We start from the raw sequence: 22,784 nt of genomic DNA, 5'->3' as shown, positions 1-22,784 counted from the left end.
CGGGTTGATCATGAACGGGTTGATCATGAACGGGTTGATCATGAACGTTTGGGATCCAGTGCGGTGCGGAGCGCGTCGCCGAGCCCGATGATCGCCAGCACAGTGATCACCAGGAACAGCGCGGGGAAGATCAGCATGTGCGGTGCCCGCTCGAAGTTGCCCGATGCGGCCGACAGTTCCAGTCCCCAGGACACGGCCGGCGGCTGCAGGCCGATGCCGAGGTAGGTCAGCGAGCTCTCCGAAACGATCACACCGCCGACGGTGATGGTCGCCAGGACTAGCACCGGGGAGATCGAGCTCGGCAATACGTACCGGGTGACGATCCGCCAGGTCGACAACCCCATGGCCTGGCCGGCCTGGACGAATTCCGCACCGCGGACGCCCCGGACGGCGCCACGAGTCAGCCGGGCCATAGTCGGCCAGCCGAACAGCGCCAGCACCAGCGAGACCGTCAGCACCGAACGCTCGCCGACGCTGCCGAGCACCACGACCGCGCCGAGGAGGAACGGGAAGCCGAGGAAGATGTCGGTCAGCCGGGACAGCACGGTGTCCAACCAGCCGCCGAACATCCCGGCCGCAGTGCCCACGACCAGCGCGACGGCCATCGCCAGGACGGTGGTGAGCAGTCCTACCGACAGCGACGAGCGGGTGCCGTAGATGACGTTGGCGTAGACATCACAGCCTTGCAGGTCGAAGCCGAAGGGATGCCCGTTCGCCGGTCCGTCCGTGCTCCTGCCGAGGTCACACGCGTGCGGATCACCGTGGCCGAAGATGCCGGCGATCGGGCCGGGAAGGAGTGCGATCAGGATCAGGATGGCCAGCACTACCGCCGGCACCAGGAACGACGGGGTCAGCAGGGCGCGCCCCCAGGACCGCTTGCCGACGATGGTCGCGGTCGGCTCGATCGTCTGGCTGATCACTGTCTCGGTCATCGACGCCTCACTCTCGGGTCAAGGGCCGCATGCAGCAGGTCGACCAGCACGCTGGTGACCAGGAAGATCAGGATCAGCGCGGTGGAGACACCGACAACGGTCGGCCCCTCGTGCGTCCGGATCGCCTGGAAGAGCAGGTTGCCGACCCCCGGGATGTTGAAGATGCCCTCGATGATCACCGTGCCGCCCATCAGGTAGCCGAGGTCGGTGGCCAGATAGGTTGCGGTCGGGATCAGCGAGCTGCGCATCGCGTGCACGCCGACGATCCTGGCCGGCGGCAGTCCCCGGGCCCGGACCGCGCGGATGTGATCACTGCCGAGTGTTTCGATCATAGACGTGCGGGTCAGCCGCGACACCGCCGCCAGCCCGAAGATCGCGATCACCACGGCGGGCAGGATGTAGGACTTGGGCCAGCCGTAGACGATGCCGGCGACCGGGAACCAGTGCAGGCGTACCGAGAAGACCAGCTGGCTGGCAACGCCGATGACGAAGACCGGGATGCCGCCGATCACGATGGTGAAGATCAGGATCGCCTGGTCGGCGAAGCTTCCCCGGCGCAGCGCCGAGATCACCCCGAGGCCGACACCGAAGATCATCTCGATCACCCAGGCGGTCAGCGCCAGCGTGATCGTCACCGGCCAGCGGCTGGCCATCTGTGAGGCGACGCTTTCGTCGTTGAAGTCGACACCGAAGTCGCCGTGCAGCAGTCCCCACAGATAGCGCAGATACTGCTCGAAGAACGGCTCGTCGAGGTGGTACTTGGCCCGCAGCGCATGGACCACGGAGTCGGTCAGCGGTCGATCGCCGCCCAGCGCCTTGATCGGATCACCGGGCAGCGCGAAAACCATCAGGTAGATCAACAACGTGACGCCGAGGAAAACGATGATCAACTCGCCGAGCCGACGACCAACGACGATCGCGGCCTTGTTCATAGGGCGGACCCCGCACTGCCGACACGTTCGGCGACGGACTCGCCGACGACCGAGGCGGCCGACGCCAAGGTGGCGGCCAGCTGGACACCGGCCAGCCGATCGATCGGGATCGCCTCCGCCCCGGTCCGGTCGGCGGCCTGACGCTGCCAGTCGCCGTACGTCGCCGCGACCTCCGCACGCAACCGGCGCAGCTCGGGCGGCGCTGTCCCGGCACCGGTCTCCGCTTCGACGGCCCGCAGCAGGATTCCGCCGTAGCGCAGCCGGAAGCAGTGCAGCAGGTCCTCACATCCGAAGGTCTCGGCGACCGTTGCCATCCGGTCGGCCGGCTCGTCGCCGGCGCGACGCAGGTCGGTCTCGCCCATCGCCTTGAACATCGGGACGAAGGCCTCGGTCGCCTCCCGGAACGGCGTTTTCAAGATCAGGTACGGTTCGGCCCGTTCCAGGTAGCCCGACAACGTGTCGGCCATCGCGATCATGTCGCCGGCGGTGCGGCGCAACATGTCGGCGTACGTCTCCTCCGTCGGGCTGGTGTCGCCGGCATCGGGATGCTTCCAGTACGGCAGTTCCGCGACCAGGCACAGGGTCCCGTAACGGGCGGCATAGTGGCTGGAGGCCGATCCCGAGATGAAACCCGACGGGTCGACGCCGAGGTCCTCGTAGTAGTCGTAAGCCGCACTGACGGGGTCCAGCCGGAAGATCGCCGGAGCGAACGCCCGCAGGTACGGCGACTCCGGTTCCCCGACATCCAGCGGCAGCCCGAAGTGATCGGGAATCGCCGACAACGCACCGACGAGTCCGGGAGCGTCCCGGGAGATGTAGTAGTAGACACCCCCCATCTCGCCGTTGTGCAGGCTGACCAGCAGGTCAGGTCGAAGATCATCGATCAGTCGCATGAAGGCCAGCGTCTCGGGCAGCACCCGGTCGAAGTAGGCGTTCTTGTAGTTGGTCGGGAAGGTCCACTCCGCCTGACCGTCGGGTGCCGGCCGGTAGAAGCCGCGGCCGTAGCCGATCCGGTCCGCCGGGTTGGCGAACCAGCTCTCGTTGAGCCGGGCACCGTCCGGGTCGATCGTCGGCACGATGCACCAGCGATAGCCGAGCGAGGCGACCGGCTCCTCCTTGGCCGCGGCCGCCTCGGCCAGCCACAGCGCGGTCCACGATCCGATCGGCTCGTTGGGATGCACACCGCCGACGATCAGGGCCGTACGCGGTCCGTCGCCCACGGTGTAGGAGTGGATCGGTTCGCCGAGCCGGCTGGTGCCGGCCCGGGACCTGATCACCCGCCCGGCCGACGAATCGGCCAATGCATCGAAGCGGGCGATCAGGTCGTCGACCGGGAGGAATCCGTCGACCTCGGGAAGCCGGTCGGTGAACTGGAGGATCGACTCGAGATCGATTCCGGTCTTCTGCACGCCTCAGCTCACCTTGATCTGGGAGATCACCGGGCTGCCTTCGATGGACGGGAGCTTGGTGACCTTGGTGCTGGTCACGTAGCTGTACCGGTCGAAGAAGGTCGGCACCACCGGGAAGTCCTGCAGCACCCGCTTCTGGACCTGGGTGTAGTAGGTGTTGGCCTCACTCTGGGTGGTCGCGGAATCCGCCTTCGCCATCAGCTTGTCGACATCGTCGTTGTGATATTTGCCGGTGCAGAAGTAGCAGCCGCCGGCCGTCGTGAAGAGGCTGCGCAGAGTGTTCTGCTGGCTGGTGTAGAGCGCTCCCCAGTGTCCGAAGTGCGGTCCGGCGACGGTGGAGTTGGTCAGCGTCGCGTAGTAGGAGGCCCAGTCCGCCGAGGGCTTGGCGACCACCTTGGCGATGCCGAGATTCTGCCGGATCTGGTTGGCATAGGCCTGGTAGAGCGAGTCCAGACCGTCACCGCCCGGGTAGATCAGGTCCATCTCGCCGCTGAATCCACCCGCCTCGGCCAGCAGCTTCTTGGCCTGGGTCGGGTTGAAGGTGCAGTACTGACCGCAGATCCCGGGCTGGGTGCCGGCCATGTCGGGCGGCGTCAGTGCGGTGGCCGGCGTGTACAGGCCGCCGTAGATCGCCTTGTTGACCTCCTGTCGGTTGATCGACATCGAGATCGCCTCGCGGACCCGCGGATCCGAGTATTTCTTGTTCCACAAGGGGAAACCGAGATAGTCGATGCCCGGCGAGTCGAACGAGTACAGATGATCACCGAAGTCGCCCTTGGCGCTGGTCATCTTGTCCGCGGGCAGGAAGACCACGTCGGCGTTACCGGCCTGGACATCGGTGTAGGCGGTGTCCATGTTGGTGTAGCTCTTGAAGGTGACCTTCTGAGTGACGGCCTTGGGGCCCTGGTAACCCTTCCACGCCTGCACGGTGAAGGGCTGGTTGTCCTTCCAGGCCTCGGTCATCTCGTACGGGCCGTTGCCGATCGGCTTGCGGTCGTAGGCCGCCAGATCCTTGTACGCCGCCTCGGGCATCGGGAAGAAGCCGGTCTGGGCCTGGGTGAGCTGCATCGGGAACTGGCTGTCCGGATGGGTCAACTCGACGGTGAAGGTGTCGGTACCGGTGGCCTTCAGACCACTCATCTCGGTCGTCTTCGGCTTGCCCTTGGCCGGGTTGAGGTCGGTATAGCCGACGATCTCGGCGAGCTCGCCGGAGTTCTCCCAGGCGTGCGGGCCGTACGCCTCGTAGTTCCACGCCTTGACGTAGCTCTGGGCGGTGACCGGCTCCCCGTTCTGGAATTTCCAGCCCGAGCGCAGCGTGATGGTCCAGTTCTTGTTGTCGGTTGTGGTGACCGACTTGGCAGCAAGATCGGTCACCTTGTTGCTGTTGTCGATCCAGGTGAGCGGCGCGAAGAGCGCCATCACCTGGTCGAAGGCGACCGTCTGTCGCCCGGGGGTGAGATGGTCCGGTTCACCGGTCGCATAGACCAGGGACGTGTCGGCCGCGCTGCCACCTGCGCTGGCGGAGGTGCCGGTGGGTCCGCAGCCTGCGGCCACCAGGGTGGTCGCGGCGGCGATGGCGATCAGGCCGATTACGGATCGACGCATGGATACTCCTGGCTCGGTGCGGTCGGACCGCACGGCTGTCTGTCGCCGATCCGTCAGCGGCCCGGCGTTGCGCCAACGCTACGGATGCGTACGCTCCAGGTCCATAGAAGTTTCAAAATACGTTGAAACCTTTACACGTACGAAACAGACCAGAAACAACCCATGCCACTACGGATGTAACGAATGCGAAGTGCCCTTGCGGAGTCGGGCTGCGCTCAGCCGACCGACTTCTCGCCCCGCTTCTCGCCCCGCCGGAACGGGCGGACGAAGAACAGGAAGAACCGGACCAGCCACGGAGCCGCTTCGACCCATCCATGCGCAGCCAGGACCGCGTCGACCGGATCGGTCAGCTCCTTGCTCTTGAAGGAGTACGAGTAGCTCGGGACGAGCTGACCGTTGCCGTGGGTGTTGGGCTGCTCCAGGTCGTACTGCCAGGAGGTGTATTCGCCCGTTTCGCCGCGGAGGCTGATGCGGTATTGCGCCAGCTTCTCCGAGGAGCCCATGTTCGCCAGGAACCAGGAGGCAACGATGCGGCCCTTGCGGTCGAGCGACATGGTGAACTTGTCGCCCTCGCTCTTCAGAGCCAGGAGTGCACGAGTGACCTCGGCGGCGGACGAATGCGTGCCATCACCCATAGCTGCATCGTGGCATGAGCGGAGGTCATCCCCCTTTTCAGGGCTGCGGCGGGTTCGCGCCGACCGCGGACGCCCCGACGACTGTCCGGAGGCGACCGCTAGGTTGACGTCATGGCCGATGTCACGATGCCGGATCTCGCCGAAGCGATGCGGTCGACCGTTCGAGATCTGCTCCACAGTCTCGACGCCGGCCAGCGCGATCGCGCACTCTTCGCCTTCGACGCCGACTTCCACCGGCAGTGGACCTACTTCCCCGGCGAGCGACCCGGGCTTCGCCTGGGAGACCTGGGTGCGGAGCAGCTGGACAAGGCGTTGGACCTGTTGCGGCTGATCCACAGTGCCCGCGGCTGGTCGGATGCCCAGATCGTGATCACCATCGAAGCGGTCAAGCACGAACTGTTCCACCAGCAGACCGGACAGCAGGCAGGTCACACGCACGCGCGCCAGCTGCCGTACTGGCTTGCGGTTCTGGGTGATCCCACGGGCGGCGACCCGTGGGCGTGGCGGATCAACGGCCACCATCTGCTGGCGCAGGCCACCGTGATCGGCGACCGAGTCAGCGGGCTGCCGCACTTCTTCGGGGCGTCGCCGGCCACAGTGCTGTCGGGACCGCACAGCGGCCTGCGAGCCCTGCCCCGAGAGGAGGACCTGGCCCGGGAGCTGGTGCTGGCACTGCAGGAGGACCAGCGCCGTACGGCAGTGATCGCTGGGACGGCACCGGTCGACATCGCCACCCGCTGGGATCCGGTCGCGGCACTGCCGCAGCAGCAGCCGAGCGGGATCCCCTATGCCCGGCTGGACCACTTCCAACGCGAGCTCTTCGTCGCCCTGGTCCGGCAGTACCTCGATCGGGCAACTCCGGTGATCGCCGACCAGGCCTGGAACGACATCACCGACGCCGGGCTGGAGAATCTGGCCTTCGGGTGGGCCGGCCCGATCGAGCACGGCACGGGCCACTACTACGCCATCAGCGGTCCGAGCGTACTGATCGAATACGACAACACGCAGGACGACGCCAACCACATCCACTCGGTCTGGCGTGACCTGCGCCGCGATTTCGCCGGCGACCTGCTCGCTCGCCACTACGCCGAGGCTCCGCACCCCGGCGGATCGGTCTAGCGGTACCGGCCGGCTATCCGTCGTCGTTGACCACGCGCAGCGAGTCGATCATGTTCTGCAGGATCCGGAACGCCTGAGCCTGCTCGGATTCGCTCAGGCCGGCCAGCATCCTGACCTCGACCGACCGTACGGCCGCCGACGCCTTCTCCAGGCTGCGCCGGCCTCGCGGTGTCAGTCGCGTGGGGAGCACCTTGCCGATCCGCGCCTGCGGGGGTCGGGTGACGAAGCCGTCGCGTTCCAGCGCCTGGAGCAGCACATTCATCGATTGCCGGGTCACGAACGCACCGCGCGCGAGCTCCGAATTCGACAAGCCGGGCCGTTGGGCCAGCAATTCCAGACACGAGTACTGCGTCACCGTCATGCCGAGCGGACGAAGCACCTCCTCCATCGCGGTCCTCAGAACGCTCGACGCCTCCTTGAGCAGATAGCCCAGGGACGTCTCCAGGTCGACAGTGACACGCGCTTGACTCATGTCAGAATTCTGACATACACTCTGTTGTGTCAGTAAACTGACACGACAGACAGGAGCATCATCATGCCGGCCACCGGCCCCGACTTCATCTCCCTCCAAGCTCGCGACCTCGACGCCTCGCAGGCCTTCTACGAGCGCTATCTCGGCCTGGTCCGGTCACCCACCGGACCCCCACATGCCGTGGTCTTCGAAACCAAGCCGATCGCATTCGCCCTGCGCGACATCGTCCCGGGCACCGATCTCGCATCCGCCGAGCAGCCCGGCATCGGGGTCGCGCTCTGGCTGCACGCCACTGACGTCCAAGCCATCCACGATGCGTTGGTCGCCGACGGCCACACGATCGTCTCCGCACCCATCGACGGGCCCTTCGGCCGGACATTCACCTTCGCCGACCCCGACGGCTACCACGTCACGCTGCACGACCGGGCCTGAGCTGCCTCCCGGCCCTGTCAGCCCACCTCAGGAGGCGGCTGGTCGGGCCATCGCATCCAGCAGCGCGAGCTCGTCGGCCGTCAGCCGGATGCCCGCAGCGGCCACGTTCTCCGCCAGATGGTCCGGGTTGCCGGTGCCGGGGATGGCCAGGACGTGCGGGCCGCGGTGTAGGGTCCACGCGATCCGGATCTGCGCCGGTGTCGCATGGTGCGCTGCGGCGACGGTCTCGAGCTCGCCCCGCCCGGGCTCAGCAGTCGCCTGCTGACCCGGAGCGCCGGCAGCGACCGCGAAGAACGGGACGAACGCAACCCCGTGCTGACCGCACAATTCCAGCAGATCGTCGTCGTCGCGCCGGTTCGTCAGGCCGTACTGGTTCTGGACACAGACGATCTCGGTGATGCCGAGCGCCTCGGTGAGCTGCTCCGCGGTGATGTTGGAGATGCCGATATTGCGGAGCAGGCCGGCGTCCCGCAGCTCGACCAGGGCACCGAGATGCTCCGCGATCGAACCGGGCTCCTTGTCGTGGCCGCTACCCCAGCGCAGATTGACCACGTCGAGTTCGTCACGACCGAGCTGGCGGAGATTCTCCTCGACCTGGCTGCGCAGCTGGTCGGGCCGGGCCATCGGCTCGAACTGCTGATCACGCGATCGCGACGGACCGACCTTGGTGGTGATCACGAGGTCGTCCGGATAGGGCTGCAGGGCCGTATTGATCAGCTCGTTGGAGGATCGGATGGCGCTGAAGTAGAAGGCGGCCGTGTCGATGTGATTGATACCGAGTTCGACCGCCCGGTGCAGGACCGCGAGAGCGTCCGTCCGGCTGTGTGGCGGCTCCCACGGCATGCCCGGCAGCCGCATCGCCCCGAAGCCCAGACGGTTGACGGTCCGGTCGCCGAGTTGCCAGGTGCCGGCGGCAGCAGCACTCGGAGCGTCGGTGTCGGGATTGGTGGTGTCGGGATTGGTGGTGTCGGGATTGGTGGTGTCGGGATTGGTGGTCATGTGTCCAGCTTGCTGGCGACCGACCATGATCCCCACCGATGGCAACAAGCTGCCACCGCCGAGCCGGGTTGTACCCACGGGGCAGAATCTGAGTCATGCCGACTGTCGAATCGGTCACCATCGTGCGTGGCGAGGAAGAGTTGCACCGGCGTACGGAGCATCTGTTCGCTGCTGCCACCGACGTCGCCTGTGCGGCCAACGACCTCTGGGCCTGGGCCTGGCGGCACGGGTCGCGGGACATCACGGCGGCAGCCGCCGCCAGGCCTCGGGGCAGCCTGCGCATGCGCAAGCTCTATCGGGCCGGGCTGCTGCTCGACCCGGTCGCGGCCCGTGAACTTGCCAAGCGCCGGGACCAGTTCGGCGCCGACATCCGACTGACCACCGACGAGATCAACGAGACGATCATCCTCGACGGCCGGCTGGTGATCCTGGCCGGCGACCGGAGCGCCGGCGAGCGCAGCTACAGCGTGATCACCCAGCCGGACACCGTGCAGGGCGTGTCCTCGCTCTTCGAGGCCGCCTGGCGCTCGGCGACGGAATTGGCCGACTTCGACGCCCGGGTGGCCGAGATCCGCCAGATCGCCCCGCAGGTGCTCGATCTCCTCGGCCAGGGAGTCAAGGACGAGTCAGCCGCGCGGGCCCTCGGGCTGGGACTGCGGACCTACCGGCGGCGGGTCGCCGAGCTGATGGGCGCGCTCGGTGCCGAGTCCCGTTTCCAGGCCGGGGTCCGGGCCCGCGAACTCGGGCTGGTCTGATCCGCCCCGACGAGCTGAGTGCCGCACAGACCCCTGAGCCCGTCGAAGCGTCCATCAGCGGCTGTGCGGGTCACTCCGGTTGAGCGTCGCGACAACCTGGTCGTAGTCACCGCGCACTTCACCGAAGCGCAGGAACTTGACATTCTCGACGAGGATCTCGTGAGCGTCGGGAGCCTTGTCCAGCAAGGACATCACTTCGTCGGCGAAATCGTCCAGCGGCATTGCGAAGTCCGATTCGCGTTGCCCGGGCATCAGATCGGTCCGAACCGCCGGCGGCACCAGTTCGATCACCTGGACACCCACCGGCTCGAGCTGCAGCCGGATGGACTCACTGAGCTGGTGGATGGCCGCCTTGGTGGCGTTGTAGGTCGGAGTCACTCGCAGCGGGGTGTGGGCCAGCCCCGACGAGACCGTGATGATCGCGGAGTTCGGACGGGACTGCAGGTGTTGGGTCAACGCGGCGATCAGCCGGATCGGTCCGAGCACGTTGGTGATCACCGTCTCCTCGGCGTCGGCCAGGAAGCCCGGGCCGGTCCAGTCCTCGGCGCGCATGATGCCGGACATCGCCAGCAACACGTTGAGCTCCGGGAACCGGGCGATCACGTCGGAGGTCGCCGTAGTGATCGACTCCGGATCGGCGGTGTCGATCCGGACCGTGCCGAAGCCGTGCTCGGCAGCCAGGCTCTCCAGGAGTTCGGTGCGGCGGCCGCCGATGATCACGACATTGCCTGCCGACTGCAGGCGCTGCGCGAGGGCCAGTCCGATGCCGGAGGTCGCGCCGGGGATGAAGATCGTGTTTCCGGAAATGTTCATGCCCCCACCCTGCCTGTCCATCGGGGGAAGCGGGAGAGACCCGGTGATCGGGGGATCGGCGATCCCTGGCTGCGCCGGCGCCCGCGCGGCACCATGGAACCATGAATCGTGCTGCTCTTGCCGACTTCCTGCGCCGCCGCCGGGAAGCATTGCGGCCCTCCGACGTCGGCCTGATCCCGGGTCCGCGGAGGCGTACGCCCGGATTGCGGCGCGAGGAGGTCGCCGCCCTGACCGGGATGTCGGTCGACTACTACGTACGCCTGGAGCAGCAACGCGGCCCGCAGCCGTCGGAGCAGATGCTGGCAGCCCTGGCACGATCGCTGCGGCTGACCGTCGATGAACGGGACTACCTCTATCGTCTGGCCGGCCACGAAGTGCCGCGCCGCACGCCGCTGGACAGCCATCTCGCCCCGGCACTGCTGCGGGTGCTGGACCGCCTCGAGGACTCCCCTGCGCTGATCATCAACCAACTCGGCGAGACTCTGGTCGCGAACCGGCTGGCGATCGCGATCTTCGGCGACCGGGCCGACCTGACCGGCTGGTCCCGCAGCGAGGTGTATCGCTGGTTCACCGACCCGGCCAGCCGTTCGGTCTATCCGCCGGCTGATCATGCTCGCCAAGCACGCAGTCAGGTCGCCGGACTGCGCGCCGCCTACGGTGCCGCGGGTGATCATTCCCGGGCAGCGGAGTTGGTACGCGTCCTGCTCCTGGAGTCGGCGGAGTTCCGGGAGCTGTGGGAGCAGCACGAGGTCGCACGGCGTTTCGAAGATCACAAAACCCTGGTGCACCCGGAGATCGGCGAGATCGAGGTGGACTGCCAGGCACTCTTCACCGAGGACCAGTCCCAGGCGCTGCTGGTGCTGACTCCGACACCGAACAGCGAGGCCGAGGAGAAGATCCGACTGCTCGCCGTCCTGGGTAACGAGCAGTTCGCCTGATCATCGCTCAGTCGATCACCAGCAGCGTACGGAGCGTCCGCCGGAACTGTGTCGCCGCGGCACCGCTGAGCGGTGCCAGGAATGCCGCCTCCGCCGCGCCGTAAGCAGCATCGGCTTTCCGGCAGAGCGCGAGTCCACGCTCGGTGACGATGATCGCGTTGCGCCGCCGGTCCGCCGGATCCGGCTGCCTGGTGACGATGCCCTTGTCCTCGAGGCCGTCGATCCGCGCGACCACCGTCGTGCGGTCGAGGCCGAGCCGGGCCCCGACCTCCTGTTGGGACAGCGGTTCTCGCCCGACCAGCAGCCGCAGCACGCCGAAATCCCGGCTGTCGATTCCGAGCGGCACGAGTGCTCCGTCGGTCAGCGCGGTGAGGCGCTGATGGGCGTGCTTGACGAGATACCCGAGCGCATCCTCCGGTTCGACGGCAGTCGGCTTGCTTGGCATAACGTGATTCTACCTCTAAGCTGATCGTCAGTACTACTGACAATCAGTCTTCCAACACAAAGGACTCGCGATGATTCTCGTGACCGGCGGAGCCGGATTCATCGGCTCACACACCGTCCGCGCGCTCTACGAGGCGGGTGAGGAATGCGTCCTCCTCCAACGCCGTACTCCACAGCCTCCTCCGCAGCTGGCCGATCTTGGGGTACACATGGCCCAAGGCGATATCACCGACCTGAGGAGCCTCCGCGCCGTCGGACGGCAGTATCCGATCACCGGCATCGTGCATCTTGCGATCACCCTTCCGTGGAGCGATCCGTCAGCCGATCCGGTCGATCGCATCGCGCGTGGCATCGACGGCGTGATCAACATCCTGCGCGTCGGCCGTGCATGGGGTGTCGATCGCGTCACCGTCGCCAGCACCATCGGCGTCTACGGCGCAGCCGCCGGAGCTCTGACCGAGGACCAGCCGCTGCCGCTGCAGCATGTCAACGCCATCCCGACGCTGAAGAAGCTCACCGAACTGGTCGCAGCCCAGGTCGACGCGGAGTCCGATCTGTCGGTGATCACCGCGCGGATCTCCGGCACCTGGGGTCCCGGCGGCCACCTGCCGGACCCGTTCTTCCCTGCACCTTCGCTGGCGTACGCGGCCGCGCACCGGATCGCGCCCGATCTGTCCGGGTTGGTGCATCGGCCGCACGCCGACGATTCGCTCGACCTCTGCTACGTCAAGGACACCGGCCGTGCGCTGGCGCTGCTACAGCTGTCACCGGGTCTGCAGCACCAGACCTACAACGTCGGCTCCGGCAGATCCACCAGCAATGCCGAGGTCGTCGCCGCGCTCGCCGCGGTAGTGCCAGGTTTCGGATTCGATCTTCCCCCCGGTGGACCGGAGCCCCGATGGCTCGACACCACCCGGTTGACCACCGATACCGATTTCGCGCCCGTCTACGACCTGACCGCCGCGGCCGCGGACTACGTCGGCTGGCTGCAGACGAACGAGCGGTAGCCGGATCGGCGGTCAGTCGATGAGCAGCACCAGCTTGGCCCGTACGCCGTCCTCGCCGGCCCGGTGGGCCAACTCGACATCGGCGAGCGGGAAGGTCTGGATCGTCGGGATCACCAACCGGCCGGAGGCGATCAGGTCCCCGACCTGCTCCAGGACGTACAGCGCCCGGCCACTGTCGCCCCGGCTGAAGCGGACGCCGTTGCGCTGCGCGCCGACGAAATCGGCGATCGTGACGACCCGCTCCGGCCCGCCGGTCAGCTTGATCAACTCCGGCAGCACGCCGCTGCCGGCAACGTCGAGCGCCAGATCGACGCCGTCGGGAGCAAGATCACGAACCCGTTCGACCATCCCGGGCCCGTACGTCACCGGCTCGGCCCCGAGCGAACGAAGATGATCCTGACTGGCCGGGCTCCCGGTGCCGATCACCCGGGCGCCGCGGGCGACCGCGAGCTGGACCGCGGCACTCCCGACACTGCCCGAGGCGCCGTTGATCAACACCGTTGCCCCACCCCACACGTCGGACTCGTCCCGCACGCCCAACTCGTCCAGCGCCCGGGCGGCGGTCTCCAGGGCCGACGGGAGCGCGGCGGCCTCGGCGAAGTCGAGCCGATCCGGAACCTTCGCATACGCCGAGAGGACCGCCAGCTCCGCTTGGGCTGCGCCGTCGGTGGAGAATCCGAAGACCCGGTCGCCGACCGCGACGTCACGGACGCCGGGCCCGACTGCGTCGACCTCTCCCGCTGCCTCGTAGCCGAGCGTCTGAGGTAGGTCGGGATCCATCAGTCCCTGCCGTTTCTTCCAGTCGCTGGCGTTGATCCCCGCGGCACGGACAGCGATCCTGATCTGCCCGGGTCCCGGCACCGGGTCAGGAAGGTCGACGATCTCGAGCACCTCCGGACCGCCGAAGCGGCTGAAGCGAACGGCTTTCACAAGCTCGACTCTAGCGGCGCTACCGGTTGCCCTGCCCGCCCGGCAGGTCGCCGGTCGCCAGCAGATGCTCAGCGACGTCGCCGACCTTGCGCTGGCTGTTGCGGGCGGCCCGGCGGAGCTGGTTGAAGGCGGACACCTCGTCGAGGTGGTCCCGGGCCATCAGATAGCCGATGCCGCGCTCGATGACGACCCGGTAGTCGAGGGCGTACTGCAGTTGCTCAGCCAGTTCGCCGGCCCGGTGCGCGGACAGCGAGGCCGCAAGTGCCGCCTCGACGACGTCGCCGTAGCGGCTCAACGCAGCGTGCTCGCCCGACGTCCATTCGTGTGGCTCGGTCAGATAGACGTCCAGGGTGCCCACCGGGGCGCCGCCGAGCGCTATCGGCACCCCCAGCACCGCCCGGACCCCGTGCGGCCGGATCAGTGTCGCCAACCGGGGCCACCGGCTGTCGGTCGTCACGTCGCTGCTAGGAACGATCTGGTTCGTCACGAACGCCTGGGTGCAAGGCCCCTGGCCGGTCTCGGACTCGACGATCTCGAGGATCCGACCGGGCCCGTCGGAGGCCGCGACGTAGCGGGTCATGTTCTGCTCGTCGGCCAGCATGATGCCGGCACCGGACACCCCGAAGAGGTCGACGCAGGCATCGACCACCGCCCGCAATGTCGGCAGCAACTCGTCAGCAGTGCCCCGACCGGCCAACCGTTGCAGGCTGGTGGTCAGCGCCTGCGGGTCGATGACACTCATTCGGCAGCCTCCACGTCGTCGCCTGGACGCTCCAGGTCCTGTTCCCCGGCAGCGCCGGATCGCGACGAGCCGCCCAGCTGGCGCTGCAGTCGATTGACCCGGCCGGCTGTGGCCCGGGCCTGGGCGACCGTCTTGAGCGCGAGCCCGATGACGTCGGCATAGGCCTGGTTGGCGCGCAGCTGCGGCTCGGTCCAGGTATGGGCGCGCAGCAGGACGGCATTCAGATTCCCGATCGTCTGCTGGTCCACCCGGACCGGCGACGACAGCACTGCCCGAATGCCGCTGCCCTGCACCCGCGACTGCAGCAGCGGATAGCGATCGGAGGTGGACAGATCTGCGACGGCGACGGCAGCGCCGGTCCGCTGTGACTCGACCCCGGGACCCTCGCCGGATTCGGCCTGGGCACGCTCCAGCAGGTCGGCGATCTCATCGGTCGCGCCGACCCGGTGCAGTCGGTCCCTGTCATCGAGGAGCATCAGTCCAACAGTATCCACGCCCAGCACCTCGACGGCCGCCGTCAACAGCTGGTCGACGCGGGTCAGCAGTTCGGAATCGGTGAGAACCTCGCGGCCGCCGGCCAACGCCAGCAGTGGTTCGGTTCCTCTGATCAGTGGCCCGTCGGCAAAGATCTCGTCACCATCCGCTGTTGGGCTGTCGCCCGTCGGGCCGCTCATTGGTCCTTCTCCGATCCCTTCGTCGGCGCCGTCAGCCCCAGATCCTGGCCGCCGACCGGCAGCTGCGATGCCAACATCGCCAGCACGTCGGCGTCGGCCGCCACGTCGTGTCCGGCGTGCGCGTCGACCAGGATCCTGGAGAGTTCCCGGACCTTCACGTTGGAAGTCTGTGACAACCGGACCAGCAGTTGCCAGGACTGTTCCGGCGGGCAGCGGAACCGATGAGCCAGGATACCGATCGCCACACCGATCACCCGCTGACTGGCGAGCGCCTCCCTGAGCTGGGCGACCTCTGCCTCGGCCGCGCGCAACCGAGTCATCAGCTCGGCAACGTCGGGGATCCCGCACTCCGGCTCCGCCGACTCGTGGCCGCCGATCGGAAGAGTTTCGATGGGGTGGCCGGAGAGCGCCGGGGCATCGTGTCCAGACATACAGATCAACCCCGATTGAGGGTCGTATCCGCGGACACAGGGCGGAGACGTAGAAGCGGGTCGAGCAGGAAATCGAATCGAACATACCAGCCGGCACCGCAACCGAAGGCACCAATGCCCGGCCGCTGTCCGCGGTGCCGCGGACAGGCCGAAGCGATCCGTCAGCGGTGCTTGGCGCTGAAGGCCGCAGCACTGTGGGCCCGGCTCGAAGAGCCTCCCGTCGAACGGGCCGAAGAGCCTCCCGCCGGACGCGCCGAAGAGCCTCCCGCCGGACGTGTCGTCGAGCGCGGCGTCGACCGTCGGCGACGACGCTGGGACGTGGTGCCAGATTTGCGGGCCGACCCCTCCGGCCGCGGTGTGCCGCCCTGGCGTCCGGCATGTGGCCGCCGGCCGCCGGCCGCTGCGGTGGTGCCCGGACCGGGGTCCGCGGTCGGGCCCGAGAGGGTCCGAGGGCCAGGGGCCAGGTCGGCCAGCACCGCGGCGTCGGTCGACATGACCTTGGTGACGGTCGGCCTGATGCCCGCTGCCCGGGTCAACTGCTGGACCTGCTGCACCTGATCGGGCGTCGCCAAGGTCACCACGGTGCCGGACTTGCCGGCCCGAGCGGTGCGCCCGGAGCGGTGCAGGTACGCCTTGTGCTCCACCGGCGGATCGGCATGGATCACCAGCGCCACATCGTCGACGTGGATGCCGCGGGCTGCGATGTCGGTAGCCACCAGCGTCGAGACCCGGCCCTCGTGGAATGCGTCGAGATTGCGGATCCGTGCGTTCTGGCCGAGATTGCCATGCAACTCCACCGCCGGGACACCACCCTGGTTGAGCTGCCGGGCGAGCGTACGGGCGCCGTGCTTCGTACGAGTGAAGATGACGGTCCGCCCGGGTGCACTGGTCAGGTCGATCAGGACCGGCAGCCGGCGATCTCGCGGCAACTGCAGGACGTGGTGGCTCATCGTGTTCACCGGCGACTGCGCGGAGTCGGCCTGGTGGACCCGGGGATCGGTCAGGAACTGCTTGACCAGGGTGTCGACGGCCTTGTCCAGGGTTGCCGAGAACAACATCCGCTGCCCGTTCGGCGGCGTCTTGGTCAGCAGCCGTCGGACGGCAGGCAGGAATCCGAGGTCGGCCATGTGGTCGGCCTCGTCGAGCACCGTGATCTCGATGTCGGACAGCGAGCACTGGCCCTGGCTGATCAGGTCTTCCAAACGGCCGGGGCAGGCCACGACGATATCGGTCCCGCGGCGGATGGCCGCCACCTGGCGACCCGGGCCGACGCCTCCGAAGACGGTGCACGAGGTGAGCTTGGCCTCACGGGCCAGGGGCTGCAACGCCTCGTCGATCTGGGTGGCGAGCTCACGGGTGGGAGCCAGGATCAGCGCCCGCGGAGCGCCGCGGCGAGCACTGGCGCCGCCCGCCAGCCGGGCAACCAGCGGGACCAGGAAGGCCAGGGTCTTGCCGGAGCCGGTACGACCGCGGCCGAGGACGTCCCGGCCGGCCAGGGCGTCCGGGAGGGTCGCCTCCTGGATCGGGGTGACGGAGTCGAAGCCAAGATCGGTGAGGACGGATGCCAAGCGTGCGGGCACGCCCAGTTCAGCGAAGGAAGTCAAGATCAAACACAATCCAGGAGAGCGATCCCGCCGATAACCGGAACCGGTGGACCCGGCAGGTTGCGTACGGAGCGGACGGATCCGACTCGACGCACGGGCAACCCGCGGCAGGAATCTGACAAGTTGCGCTCTCCAGGATAGCGGAGGCAACCCAACGGTCAGGACATCGGTCAGAGCTTGCGCATCTTGCGGTAGGGGCTGCTGACGCGGATCCGCTGCTGATCCTGGAATTCGACGGTCGTCGTTCCGGTGTCGACATCGGTCACGCGACCCAGGCCGTACTTGTCGTGGGAAACCCGATCACCGACGGTGAACTGGTCGATCACCGGCTCCGGTCGGGGCTTGAAGGGACTCGTGGCGAGGTGTGGACGACCAGGTCCAGGCTTTGTTGTCATTACCGCCAGTATGCGCCTGTCCCGGCGAGATTGCGGCGTCGGGGCCGAAACCTTGGTGCTGACCCCGCATGGGCTCCGGGAGTCTTGACTTCACCACTGCCGTGGTGCAGCGTTCTCCGTGCCTCCCGACGACCACCGATCACCGCGATCGAGGCCCCTCGCGTCGAAGGCGGCACCCCTACCATCCTGATCACCGACACCGACGTCACCGCGGTCCACAACGGCACCGGCGAAATCCTCAGCGAACACGACATCGAACCCACCAAGACCTACTGGCGCAACAAACAAAAAGAGCCCGGCCACAGGCCGGACTCTCAACAATCTCAACAATGACGCGACTCACCTATCAACGATGACCCGACTCATCACAAAAGTGGAGCTAAGGGGATTCGAACCCCTGACCTTCGCATTGCGAACGCGACGCTCTACCAACTGAGCTATAGCCCCGGATGCTGCTCCTCCGGCCTCACCGGCCGAAGTGCGCGAGCCAGCCTAACATCGGCCGGTGAGGCGGTGCGAATCGAGCTCCGGCGCACGCCCTCGACCGTCAGGCGCCGGAAGCGCGACGAAGAACGGCCGCCTGATCGTCGTGCTCATCGGCGGACTGATCCGTCTGCTCCGGTGACGTGGTCGGCTTCGCCACCTCGACCACCTGGTCAGGTGTGGACACAACCTCGGGCGTCGGGCGATCGGCGGTCACGGGGCCGGTACGCAGCTGCACCGAGAGCTCCGGCGCGGACAGGTCGATGGTGCGAACGGTCCGAGGTGCGAGCGGCTTGGACACGTAGGTGGGCATGGTGATCGGCAGCGGGTCCCAGAGTCCGCCGGGCTGCGTGCGGCCGGACTGCTTGTCCGTCTGAGCGTTCCCGCCCGAGGTCACGGTCACGTCCTTGATCAGGTCGGCGACCTGCCGGCGGTTGAGCACGACCGTCGCCTCGTCGCTACCGGCCCGGATCCGGGCGAATCTCTCGTCCAGCTGGCGATGCATGGCGGCGACGGTGAAGCGGGATACCCCGAAGAAGGCGATCACCAATCCGCCGGGGATCGCGATCGTCCACCACGGTGCCAGGTGCATCACCCAGACCACGACGGCTGCCGTCAGCATGATCATCAGCGCCAGCAACACCCGGCGCCGCCGCATTGCGGCATCGCGCTCGAGTCGGCGCAGCTCACGGATCGCTGCCCGTCGGGTCAGTGGTGTGGACACCTCGACCTCGCCCATCACCTCGAGATCCTGGTCCAGCAACGGCGCCGAACCGGAACGGATGATACGCATGGAATCGGAGAAACGATCATGAGGATCGCTCTCCGGCTGACTGACGTCTTCCTTGCGGCGCAGGTAGTTCGGGATCAGGTAGGCAAGCCATGCGAAGGCGATGGCTGCATAGATCAGACCTGTCGTACCCACGCGACAAACCGTAGGTGACAGGAGGGGCGCGATCCGTCACGTGCCCCGGTGTGTCGCAAGGTCGCTCAGGCTCCCTCAGCCGGCTCTGATCCCGGGACGGCCTGTTGATCTTGATTTCGGGTCAGTTCCCAGCGGTTGATCATCCCGTCGCCGACCTCGTCGGAGTTGAGCGCGAAGATCAGATGATCACGCCAGTCACCGTCGATGTGCAGGTAGCGCGGTCGCAACCCTTCGGGCCGGAAGCCGAGTTTCTCCACCACCCGAAGGCTTCTGGCGTTCTCCGGCCGGATCGCGACCTCGATCCGATGCAACCGCAGCACGTCGAAGCAGTAGTCCATCGCCATCGCGACCGCTGTCGGCACCAGTCCCCTGCCCGCCCAGCGTTGATCAACCCAGTAGCCGATCTGGGCCGAGGCGGCCGAGCCACCGACGATCCCGCTGACGGTCAGCTGTCCGGCCAGCACCGGGCGGCTGGAACGGCTGTGCTGTTCCGGCTGGTAGATGATCAACCACGGCAGCATCCGGCCCTGCCGTGCCTGCCGGTTCAGGTGACGGATCAAGGACCCGTACGTTTGCGGCCCCGGCGTCGCGTGCTGCGGCAGCGTGGCCTCCCACGGACGCAGCCAACCTGCGTTGTGCCGCCTTACCTGCTCCCAGTCCCCGGCATCGCGATGCCGCATCGGCCGCAGCGTGACGTCTCCGTGGTGCAGCACGACCGGCCAGCGCTGGTCGGCAAAGCCCTCGGCCATCAGTGATCACCGCCGCGAAGCTGGCTGATCGCATGATCGAGCAACGGCAGCAGCACGGCCATTCCATCACGGGCACCACCCCGGGAGCCGGGCAGATTGACCACCAGGCTGCTGCCCGCGGTGCCCGCCGTCCCCCGGCTGAGGACGGCCGACGGGACACCGTGGTCGACGCCGTACCGCGCGATCGCGGCAGCCAGGTGCGGGATCTCGCGCTCCAGCACCCGCCGGGTCATCTCCGGCGTGTGGTCACCTGGGTTCAGGCCGGTGCCGCCGGTGGTGATGATCACCGCGCGACCCGCGTCAACCAGCTGTCGCAAGATCTCGGCAACCGGCTCGCCGTCGGGCACCACGTGCGGATCACCGACCTGGTAGCCGGCCTCCCGCAGCGCGTCGACGATGATCGGACCCGAGGTATCGGCATACACCCCGGCCGCGGCACGGGTGGAGATCGTGATCACCGCAGCGGATCGGGCGTCCAAGTCCTGCTCAGACACTGTCGCCTCCGGCATCAGTGCCGTCAGCGTGATCGGGCCCGCTTCGCCGCCAGTCACCCCGCCGGCCACCACCCTTGGCCTCGACCCGCACGTCAGTGATCACCGCGGCCCGGTCGATCGCCTTGATCATGTCGATCACCGACAGCGCGGCCACCGAGACTGCAGTCAGCGCTTCCATCTCGACGCCGGTCCGCCCGGTCGTCCGGACGGTCGCGGTAATCGAGACACCGGTGTCGATCACCTCGAGATCAAGATCGACACCGGTCAGCGGCAAGGGATGACACAAGGGGATCAGGTCGGGCGTCCGCTTGGCGCCCTGGATGCCGGCGATCCGGCCGACCGCCAGCGCATCGCCTTTCGGAACGGCGTTGTCCCGCAGTGCGGCGACTGCCTCGGCCGACAACCTGACCTGACCGGTGGCCGTCGCCTCGCGGCGGGTGACATCCTTGTCGGACACATCGACCATCCGGGCGGTGCCGGTCGCGGTCAGATGTGGGAGATCGCTCATTGCCCCACCGGGCCGATCATGATCATCCGTCCTCGAGCAACAGCCACGCCTCGACCTGGTCACCGGCGGCGACGAATTCCGTGTCCTCGCCGAGCAGCAGCAGGGCGTTGGCGCCGGCCAGACCACCGAGCAGATGCGACCCGTGACCGCTGGCCAGGTCGGCGATCAGCTCGCCGTTGTCCCCCTCGGCAACCACGCCGCGGGCGAACTGCAGCTTGTCGGGTATCGAGCTGATCCCACGTGCCGCCGTCGCGATCACGGGCCGGCGCAGGTAGGAATCGACCCCAGCCAGCTTGCGCAGAACCGGTCGTACGAAGGCCTCGAACGAGACGAACGCACTGACCGGATTGCCCGGCATCATGATGATCGGCGTCTGGTCGTCGCCGATCAACCCGAAGCCCTGTGGTTTGCCCGGCTGCATCGCGACGGTGGTGAAATCGGTGGCGCCCAGCTCGGGCAGCACCTGCTTGACGATGTCGTAGTCACCCTGGCTGACGCCGCCGGTGGTGAGGATCAGGTCGGCGCGGACAAGCTGGTCGTTGATCACTTGCTTGAGCCGCTCCGGGTCGTCCGGCACAAGGCCGACGCGGAACACCTGGGCCCCGGCAGCCTTGGCCGCCGCGGCCAGCATGTAGGAGTTGGAGTCGTAGATCTTCTGGTCGCCCTGCAGCACGAACCCCGGTTCGGTCAGCTCGTCGCCGGTGGAGATCACGACGACCCGGGGACGTGGGCGCACCATCACCTTGTCGATGCCGATCCCGGCGAGCAGCCCGATCGAACGGGACGCCAGCCGGTCACCGGCGCGCAGCACGACCTCGCCCTCGTTGATGTCCTCGCCGACCCGACGCACGTTGCTGCCCGGATCCAGTGCCTCGACGATCCTGACGTCCTGTTCGCCGCGGTCGGTGGCCTCGTACGGCACAACCGTGTCCGCGCCCTCCGGCAGCATGGCACCGGTCATGATCTTCATCGCGGTCCCCGGTGACAGGCTGTGCGGCGCCGGCGCTCCGGCCGGGACCTCGCCGACGACCGGCAGGCTGGTCGGCGAAGCGACCGACGCCAGGTGGATGTCCTGGGCCCGGACGGCGTAGCCGTCCATGGACGAGTTGTCGAAGCGGGGCAGGCTGATCGCCGAGACCACGTCCTCGCACAACGTCAGTCCGACGGCGTCCAGGATCTGCTGACCGAAAGGCGGCAGTGGTTCGATGCAGCTGAGCAGATAATCGCGGTGGTCGACCACCGAGCGCATCCCACCGGGCCCCGGCGCCGGCGGCTCCGGCAGCCGGAACGGCTCCGGCTCCTCGACGGGCTGGTCCTTGACACGCTTGCGGCCGAACAAAGGCATGCTCCAAACCCTAGCCGCGATGACTATCGCTACGTTGGAGCCATGGCCAGCGCGGCACCCGCTGTCGAGTTGGAGATCGGCCCGTACGGGGTCCGGATCTCCAACCCCGACCGCGTCTACTTCCCCGCCCGCGGCGAGACCAAGCTCGACCTCGCCCACTACTACCTCAGCGTCGGTGACGGAATCGTCCGGGCGTTGCGCGAGCGGCCCTGCATGCTGCACCGGTTCCCGACCGGCGTGTCCGGCGAGAAAGTGCACCAGAAGCGACTGCCGCGCGGCGCCCCACCCTGGGTGGAGACCGTCCGGGTCGAATTCCCGCGCTACAACCGGCATGCCTACGAGCTGTGCGTGACCGACATCGCCCAGGTGATCTGGGCGGTCCAGATGTCGACCGTCGAATTCCACCCGTGGAACAGCAGGCGGGCCGACACCGAGAAACCGGACGAGTGGCGGATCGACCTGGATCCCGGCGACGAGTGCGATTTCGCGACCGTACGGCGGGTCGCCCACGTCGTTCACCAGGTGCTCGACGAGCTCGGTGCCACCGGCTGGCCCAAGACCTCCGGCGGCTCCGGGATGCACATCTACGTCCGGATCCCACCCGAGCACGGCTTCTCCGAGGTGCGCCGGGCCGCGCTGGCCTTCGCCCGCGAGGTCGAACGCCGGATCCCCCAGGACACGACGACCGTCTGGTGGCGCAGGGACCGCGATCCGCGCAAGCTGTTCATCGACTACAACCAGAACGCCCGGGACCACACCATCGCTGCCGCATACTCGGTCCGCGGCAACCCGGACGGCACGGTCTCCGCGCCGATCGGATGGGACGAGATCGACGATGCGGCCCCGGGCGATTTCACCATCGCCACCATGCCCGGTCGGTTCGCCGAGCTGGGCGACCTGCACGCCGGGATCGACGAGGCGGTCTTCTCCATCGACCCGTTGCGGGAGTGGGCCGACCGGGACGAGCGGGAGGGCGCCGAGACGCCGCCGGTCCCCGAGGAATGAGCGGCAG

General features: G+C 67.6%; 27 protein-coding genes and 1 tRNA gene. 7 read left to right on the top strand and 21 right to left on the bottom strand.

What is annotated here, in order from left to right:
- Window positions 1-38: 38 nt before the first annotated feature.
- From IEY07_RS21425 to IEY07_RS21405, 5 genes are all read right to left on the bottom strand, one after another.
- Window positions 39-932 carry an ABC transporter permease gene (locus IEY07_RS21425; protein ID WP_188897733.1) on the bottom strand — a complete coding sequence of 298 codons (894 nt, stop codon included), beginning with the start codon at window positions 930-932 and terminating at the stop codon, window positions 39-41.
- A complete protein-coding gene (locus IEY07_RS21420) occupies window positions 929-1,864 on the bottom strand; it encodes an ABC transporter permease (protein ID WP_188897731.1) in 936 nt (311 codons plus the stop codon). Before IEY07_RS21420 ends, IEY07_RS21425 begins: the two co-directional genes overlap by 4 nt.
- Window positions 1,861-3,273, bottom strand: a complete 1,413-nt coding sequence (locus IEY07_RS21415) for a M14 family zinc carboxypeptidase (RefSeq protein ID WP_229670483.1) — start codon at window positions 3,271-3,273, stop codon at window positions 1,861-1,863. Before IEY07_RS21415 ends, IEY07_RS21420 begins: the two co-directional genes overlap by 4 nt.
- A gap of 3 nt (window positions 3,274-3,276) precedes the next feature.
- Entirely contained in the window at window positions 3,277-4,878 is a 1,602-nt protein-coding gene (locus IEY07_RS21410; protein ID WP_188897729.1) for a peptide ABC transporter substrate-binding protein, read from the bottom strand.
- Window positions 4,879-5,093: 215 nt separating this feature from the next.
- Window positions 5,094-5,513, bottom strand: coding sequence for a hypothetical protein (locus IEY07_RS21405; protein ID WP_188897727.1), 420 nt, complete (start codon window positions 5,511-5,513; stop codon window positions 5,094-5,096).
- Between the two features lie 111 nt (window positions 5,514-5,624).
- Here IEY07_RS21405 and IEY07_RS21400 point away from each other — a divergent pair, with 111 nt between their 5' ends.
- Entirely contained in the window at window positions 5,625-6,632 is a 1,008-nt protein-coding gene (locus tag IEY07_RS21400; RefSeq protein ID WP_229670481.1) for a DUF3500 domain-containing protein, read from the top strand.
- A 13-nt stretch (window positions 6,633-6,645) separates the two neighbouring features.
- Here IEY07_RS21400 and IEY07_RS21395 read toward each other — a convergent pair whose 3' ends face one another.
- Window positions 6,646-7,104, bottom strand: a complete 459-nt coding sequence (locus IEY07_RS21395) for a MarR family winged helix-turn-helix transcriptional regulator (RefSeq protein WP_188897725.1) — start codon at window positions 7,102-7,104, stop codon at window positions 6,646-6,648.
- 63 nt (window positions 7,105-7,167) lie between these two features.
- On the opposite strand from IEY07_RS21395, the gene IEY07_RS21390 reads away from it, so the two are divergent.
- The gene (locus IEY07_RS21390) at window positions 7,168-7,536 is read left to right on the top strand and encodes a VOC family protein (protein WP_188897723.1); all 369 of its coding nucleotides are present in this window, start codon (window positions 7,168-7,170) and stop codon (window positions 7,534-7,536) included.
- A 27-nt stretch (window positions 7,537-7,563) separates the two neighbouring features.
- Here the strand turns inward: IEY07_RS21390 and IEY07_RS21385 are convergent, their stop codons facing one another.
- Window positions 7,564-8,535 carry an oxidoreductase gene (locus tag IEY07_RS21385; protein ID WP_188897721.1) on the bottom strand — a complete coding sequence of 324 codons (972 nt, stop codon included), beginning with the start codon at window positions 8,533-8,535 and terminating at the stop codon, window positions 7,564-7,566.
- Between the two features lie 95 nt (window positions 8,536-8,630).
- Between IEY07_RS21385 and IEY07_RS21380 the strand changes: the two genes are divergently transcribed.
- Complete coding sequence (locus IEY07_RS21380) at window positions 8,631-9,290, top strand: helix-turn-helix domain-containing protein (RefSeq protein WP_188897719.1); 660 nt, start codon at window positions 8,631-8,633, stop codon at window positions 9,288-9,290.
- A 54-nt stretch (window positions 9,291-9,344) separates the two neighbouring features.
- Here IEY07_RS21380 and IEY07_RS21375 read toward each other — a convergent pair whose 3' ends face one another.
- Window positions 9,345-10,103, bottom strand: a complete 759-nt coding sequence (locus IEY07_RS21375; RefSeq protein WP_188897717.1) for an SDR family oxidoreductase — start codon at window positions 10,101-10,103, stop codon at window positions 9,345-9,347.
- A gap of 101 nt (window positions 10,104-10,204) precedes the next feature.
- Between IEY07_RS21375 and IEY07_RS21370 the strand changes: the two genes are divergently transcribed.
- Window positions 10,205-11,041, top strand: a complete 837-nt coding sequence (locus IEY07_RS21370; RefSeq protein ID WP_188897715.1) for a helix-turn-helix transcriptional regulator — start codon at window positions 10,205-10,207, stop codon at window positions 11,039-11,041.
- 7 nt (window positions 11,042-11,048) lie between these two features.
- Here IEY07_RS21370 and IEY07_RS21365 read toward each other — a convergent pair whose 3' ends face one another.
- Entirely contained in the window at window positions 11,049-11,486 is a 438-nt protein-coding gene (locus IEY07_RS21365; RefSeq protein ID WP_188897712.1) for a MarR family winged helix-turn-helix transcriptional regulator, read from the bottom strand.
- Between the two features lie 70 nt (window positions 11,487-11,556).
- Here IEY07_RS21365 and IEY07_RS21360 point away from each other — a divergent pair, with 70 nt between their 5' ends.
- Window positions 11,557-12,492 (top strand): NAD-dependent epimerase/dehydratase family protein, encoded by a 936-nt coding sequence (locus IEY07_RS21360; protein WP_188897710.1) that lies wholly within the window; start codon window positions 11,557-11,559, stop codon window positions 12,490-12,492.
- A gap of 12 nt (window positions 12,493-12,504) precedes the next feature.
- On the opposite strand, the gene IEY07_RS21355 is transcribed toward IEY07_RS21360, so the two are convergent.
- The 6 genes from IEY07_RS21355 to IEY07_RS21330 all read right to left on the bottom strand — a co-directional run bounded on the left by IEY07_RS21355 (window position 12,505) and on the right by IEY07_RS21330 (window position 17,268).
- Window positions 12,505-13,422: an NADP-dependent oxidoreductase gene (locus IEY07_RS21355; RefSeq protein WP_188897708.1), complete on the bottom strand. Its 918-nt coding sequence runs from the start codon at window positions 13,420-13,422 to the stop codon at window positions 12,505-12,507.
- A 19-nt stretch (window positions 13,423-13,441) separates the two neighbouring features.
- Window positions 13,442-14,164 carry a GAF and ANTAR domain-containing protein gene (locus IEY07_RS21350; RefSeq protein ID WP_188897706.1) on the bottom strand — a complete coding sequence of 241 codons (723 nt, stop codon included), beginning with the start codon at window positions 14,162-14,164 and terminating at the stop codon, window positions 13,442-13,444.
- A complete protein-coding gene (locus IEY07_RS21345) occupies window positions 14,161-14,838 on the bottom strand; it encodes a GAF domain-containing protein (RefSeq protein WP_188897704.1) in 678 nt (225 codons plus the stop codon). Before IEY07_RS21345 ends, IEY07_RS21350 begins: the two co-directional genes overlap by 4 nt.
- The gene (locus tag IEY07_RS21340; RefSeq protein ID WP_188897702.1) at window positions 14,835-15,269 is read right to left on the bottom strand and encodes an ANTAR domain-containing protein; all 435 of its coding nucleotides are present in this window, start codon (window positions 15,267-15,269) and stop codon (window positions 14,835-14,837) included. Before IEY07_RS21340 ends, IEY07_RS21345 begins: the two co-directional genes overlap by 4 nt.
- A 161-nt stretch (window positions 15,270-15,430) precedes the next feature.
- Window positions 15,431-16,849 (bottom strand): DEAD/DEAH box helicase, encoded by a 1,419-nt coding sequence (locus tag IEY07_RS21335; protein WP_188897700.1) that lies wholly within the window; start codon window positions 16,847-16,849, stop codon window positions 15,431-15,433.
- 194 nt (window positions 16,850-17,043) lie between these two features.
- Complete coding sequence (locus IEY07_RS21330; protein WP_188897698.1) at window positions 17,044-17,268, bottom strand: hypothetical protein; 225 nt, start codon at window positions 17,266-17,268, stop codon at window positions 17,044-17,046.
- Window positions 17,269-17,352: 84 nt separating this feature from the next.
- Between IEY07_RS21330 and IEY07_RS21325 the strand changes: the two genes are divergently transcribed.
- The gene (locus IEY07_RS21325) at window positions 17,353-17,601 is read left to right on the top strand and encodes a hypothetical protein (protein ID WP_188897696.1); all 249 of its coding nucleotides are present in this window, start codon (window positions 17,353-17,355) and stop codon (window positions 17,599-17,601) included.
- A 41-nt stretch (window positions 17,602-17,642) separates the two neighbouring features.
- On the opposite strand, the gene IEY07_RS21320 is transcribed toward IEY07_RS21325, so the two are convergent.
- The 6 genes from IEY07_RS21320 to glp form a co-directional block, all read right to left on the bottom strand.
- Window positions 17,643-17,715 (bottom strand) — tRNA-Ala (locus IEY07_RS21320).
- Between the two features lie 100 nt (window positions 17,716-17,815).
- Window positions 17,816-18,676 (bottom strand): divisome protein SepX/GlpR, encoded by an 861-nt coding sequence (sepX, locus tag IEY07_RS21315; RefSeq protein WP_188897694.1) that lies wholly within the window; start codon window positions 18,674-18,676, stop codon window positions 17,816-17,818.
- Window positions 18,677-18,741: 65 nt separating this feature from the next.
- The gene (locus tag IEY07_RS21310; RefSeq protein ID WP_188897692.1) at window positions 18,742-19,425 is read right to left on the bottom strand and encodes a GNAT family N-acetyltransferase; all 684 of its coding nucleotides are present in this window, start codon (window positions 19,423-19,425) and stop codon (window positions 18,742-18,744) included.
- Window positions 19,425-19,919: a MogA/MoaB family molybdenum cofactor biosynthesis protein gene (locus tag IEY07_RS21305; protein ID WP_229670479.1), complete on the bottom strand. Its 495-nt coding sequence runs from the start codon at window positions 19,917-19,919 to the stop codon at window positions 19,425-19,427. Before IEY07_RS21305 ends, IEY07_RS21310 begins: the two co-directional genes overlap by 1 nt.
- Window positions 19,912-20,427, bottom strand: coding sequence for a cyclic pyranopterin monophosphate synthase MoaC (gene moaC, locus IEY07_RS21300; RefSeq protein ID WP_188897688.1), 516 nt, complete (start codon window positions 20,425-20,427; stop codon window positions 19,912-19,914). Before moaC ends, IEY07_RS21305 begins: the two co-directional genes overlap by 8 nt.
- Window positions 20,428-20,449: 22 nt before the next feature.
- Window positions 20,450-21,772 carry a molybdotransferase-like divisome protein Glp gene (gene glp, locus IEY07_RS21295; RefSeq protein WP_188897686.1) on the bottom strand — a complete coding sequence of 441 codons (1,323 nt, stop codon included), beginning with the start codon at window positions 21,770-21,772 and terminating at the stop codon, window positions 20,450-20,452.
- Window positions 21,773-21,814: 42 nt separating this feature from the next.
- Between glp and ligD the strand changes: the two genes are divergently transcribed.
- Window positions 21,815-22,777, top strand: a complete 963-nt coding sequence (ligD, locus tag IEY07_RS21290) for a non-homologous end-joining DNA ligase (protein ID WP_188897684.1) — start codon at window positions 21,815-21,817, stop codon at window positions 22,775-22,777.
- Window positions 22,778-22,784 lie beyond the last annotated feature (7 nt).

The organism is Microlunatus endophyticus, assembly GCF_014646195.1.
GTDB lineage: Bacteria > Actinomycetota > Actinomycetes > Propionibacteriales > Propionibacteriaceae > Microlunatus > Microlunatus endophyticus.
This window is presented reverse-complemented; position numbering and strand designations above follow the sequence as displayed.